Origin of the sequence: Protofrankia sp. CiP1_Cm_nod2 (genome assembly GCF_920664355.1) — a bacterium.
Classification (GTDB): domain Bacteria; phylum Actinomycetota; class Actinomycetes; order Frankiales; family Frankiaceae; genus Protofrankia.
Genome location: NZ_CAKKTL010000188.1, coordinates 1 through 2,793, shown reverse-complemented (window position 1 = coordinate 2,793; position 2,793 = coordinate 1). Strand labels below are relative to the sequence as shown.

The 2,793-nt window shown below is 68.6% G+C and carries 5 protein-coding genes; 2 read left to right on the top strand and 3 right to left on the bottom strand.

Annotation, left to right across the window (positions count from 1 at the left end):
• Positions 1-94 precede the first annotated feature (94 nt).
• Both NBW84_RS18300 and NBW84_RS18295 read left to right on the top strand, forming a co-directional pair.
• On the top strand, positions 95-367 hold the full coding sequence (locus NBW84_RS18300; protein ID WP_250285952.1) for a hypothetical protein: 273 nt from the start codon (positions 95-97) through the stop codon (positions 365-367).
• Positions 368-648: 281 nt separating this feature from the next.
• Positions 649-1,740, top strand: coding sequence for a DUF262 domain-containing protein (locus NBW84_RS18295; protein ID WP_250285951.1), 1,092 nt, complete (start codon positions 649-651; stop codon positions 1,738-1,740).
• A gap of 227 nt (positions 1,741-1,967) precedes the next feature.
• Here NBW84_RS18295 and NBW84_RS18290 read toward each other — a convergent pair whose 3' ends face one another.
• The 3 genes from NBW84_RS18290 to NBW84_RS18280 all read right to left on the bottom strand — a co-directional run bounded on the left by NBW84_RS18290 (position 1,968) and on the right by NBW84_RS18280 (position 2,730).
• A complete protein-coding gene (locus NBW84_RS18290) occupies positions 1,968-2,252 on the bottom strand; it encodes a type II toxin-antitoxin system RelE family toxin (RefSeq protein WP_250285950.1) in 285 nt (94 codons plus the stop codon).
• A complete protein-coding gene (locus NBW84_RS18285) occupies positions 2,249-2,530 on the bottom strand; it encodes a type II toxin-antitoxin system Phd/YefM family antitoxin (RefSeq protein WP_445548756.1) in 282 nt (93 codons plus the stop codon). Before NBW84_RS18285 ends, NBW84_RS18290 begins: the two co-directional genes overlap by 4 nt.
• Before the next feature lie 92 nt (positions 2,531-2,622).
• Positions 2,623-2,730: a ribbon-helix-helix protein, CopG family gene (locus NBW84_RS18280; protein WP_445548757.1), complete on the bottom strand. Its 108-nt coding sequence runs from the start codon at positions 2,728-2,730 to the stop codon at positions 2,623-2,625.
• Positions 2,731-2,793 lie beyond the last annotated feature (63 nt).

Sequence of the window (2,793 nt, the reverse complement as noted above, 5' to 3'; positions counted from 1 at the left end):
CCACAGCCCGGGCACGGCCGGACGACGCCCGGGCCGCGTCCCCGGTGACAGAGGCCCAGACGAACGCGCAACTCCACCAGACCGGAGGCAGCCGATGAGCGCGATCCCGTTCCCATTCGACGACGACGAAGGCGTCATCGACGGCCCCGGCGGGCCGGTCGTCAACCTCGGCCTGGATCCGGAGACCGACCGGGAACTGATCGCGCTCAGCCGGCTCCACGACATCCTCAGCGAGACCTCGGCCATGCGCGCGCAGGCCGCGGACCCCGCGCTGGACGACGTGTGCCGGGCCGAAGCCCGAGGATGGATCAAAGCCGCCCACGCGATCTTCTCCGTGGTCGACGACCTGCCCGACGGTGCCCTGTGAGCCGGATGCGACGACGTCAGCCTTCCCGGCGTCGAGGCAGCGCTGTGGATATGCCTCGAGCGTGCCCGCCAGAACGGTGAGTGACAACTCGGAGCCCTTCCGTCGGCTCGCCGACGACCAGTCCGCACGCCCTGGACGATGCGTGCCTGGCCACTTTCGCACGTGCTCCCAGGCCCAGCCCTCATCCCAATGAGTAGTCTTATTCGCTACATAGATAGATAAACGTTGTGATGTGAGCCACTTCCTGCTTCGCTCGCACCATGACGACCCAGACCTCCGCGGTGGGCGGTGCCGCCCTCGCCGCGCCCGTGCCCGCCCCTGCCGAGATCGATCTGGCGGCGCTGCTCGAGCGTCGTGCGCAGGCGTCCCCGGAACGGCCCGCGGAGACCAACCTGGGGCTTCCCAGCCTCGACCGCGTGGGCGACATCCCGGCGCCGGAGCCGCCCGCCGGATCCGCGGTGTCCTTCGTCCTCGACGGACATCAGCGCCTCTCCACGCTCTTCGGAACCCTCATGAGACCGGCTGAGGACATTGGTTCCGCCCCGGCGAACTCGTGGATCTGGCGCGTCTTCCGCGAACTGGGATCGGACCGGAACAACCGGCTCGTCTACCGACACTGGCGAAAGGCCGGCGAGCCTCCGGCCAGCTTTCTTCCCGTGCGTTCGGTGCTCCGGACACTCGACTTCCTGACGTTCGCGCGCCAACTGCAGGCGGCATCGGAGGACCCTCGCACCGGCGACGCAATGATCAACGAAGCCGAGCAGGTCTCGCAGCGCATCAAGTCCTACCGGTTCGCGGTGATCCGCTTGCAGGGCGGGACACTGGAACAGGCGATCGAGGTCTTCTCGCGGCTCAACAGCAAGGGCAGCGCGATGACCCCACAGCAGATGGTCTCGGCGCTGACCTACTCGTCCAGTTCGGAGGTCAACCTCGGTGACCAGGTCTCACTGATGCTGGAAGGCCTCGGGGACCGCGGATTCGCCGGCCTGCCGTCGAACGTCGTGTTCCGCGCGGTACTCGCCGTCGCCGGGGAGGAGGATGTTCAGTCCGGAAGATGGGAGAGCCTGGCACGCCGCACACGGGCGAGGTTGAACCCGGCCATCGAGCAGACCGAGGTGGCTCTCAGCCGCGCCGTGGATTTCCTACGCCACGAGATCCGTGTTCCCGTGGCCCGCCTGGTGCCATACAGCATCCAGGTCCTCCTGCTTACGGCCTTCTTTGATCTATGCCCCAAACCGAGTGATGGTCAACGACGCATCTTGACACGCTGGTTCTGGTCGACGTCCTGGTCGGGGTTCTTTGCCAGCGCCAACACCACCCAGGACGTTGTTACGTATCGTGGTGGAGGTGGCGGGAATCGAATCCGATCTTGAGATAGACGGGGACGACCGCTGAGAGTCGGAAACCCTTATGCCGCAACGGTTCTTTGATCGCTTAGAGTCGGCAAGAACCGGCGAAAAACGCTGGTTGGTGGAACCGGTGTGGGTACCATGCGGGTACCAGGAAGATCGACAAGACCATGATCCGGGCCTCGAGACCGCGTCCGGACCGCCGTCAAGCTCGGCTATCCGGACGCCTGGTCGGGCCGGTAGCCACCTGATCAGCGGTGGTACACGTCGCGGCGGTGGTCGATGTCGACGACGGTCACCGTCATGGCCTTGTCGTCGATCCGGTAGACGATCCGGTAGGTCCCGCGCCGGGCGGCGTGCCGGTCGTCCAGGGGCGACGTCAGCCGCTTGCCCACCCGGTAAGGGGCGTCGAGAAGGGGGCCGGTGATGAACTCGTACGCGGCCGCCGCGACCGCTTCCGGCAGCGTCTCGCCGAGCGCGCGCCGGGCAGCCGGCACGGTCACCAGCCGGTAGCGCGGCCCCGCCGGGCCGGTCACGCCCTGCCGAGCCGGCGCCGCATCGTCTCGGCGAGCTCCTCCGCCGTGACCGCCTCGCCGCGGGCAAGCGCGGCGTCGGCCTCCGCGAGCCGGTGCATCGTCGCGGGGTCGCTCAGGATCGACAGCGTCTCCTCCAGCCGTTCCAGATCCTCCACGGCGACCAGGATCGCGGACGGGCGCCCGTGCACGGTGACGGTCACCCGCTCGTGGTGGTCGTGCACGCGGCCGACCAGTTCGGACAGGTGGGACTTGACCTCACCCAACGGCAACATCGTCATGGTCGGAAGTATGACCAAATCCGGGCGCGGTGTCGAACGCGCCGGTCACCTGCTCGGCGGCGGTCGACGTCGCGCCGCTGGGCAGGTGGCGGTCAGGCGACGTCGAGCCAGGCGCGCAGCGCCTGACGGATCACCTCGCTGGCGTTGGTGTGGTCGGCGTCCGCGCGGGCGGCCAGGGCGGCGCGTAGGTCCGGGTCCAGCCGGACCGGTACGACCTCCCCCGGTGCCGCGCCGATCCGCGGCCGGCCGCCCCGGCGGCGCAG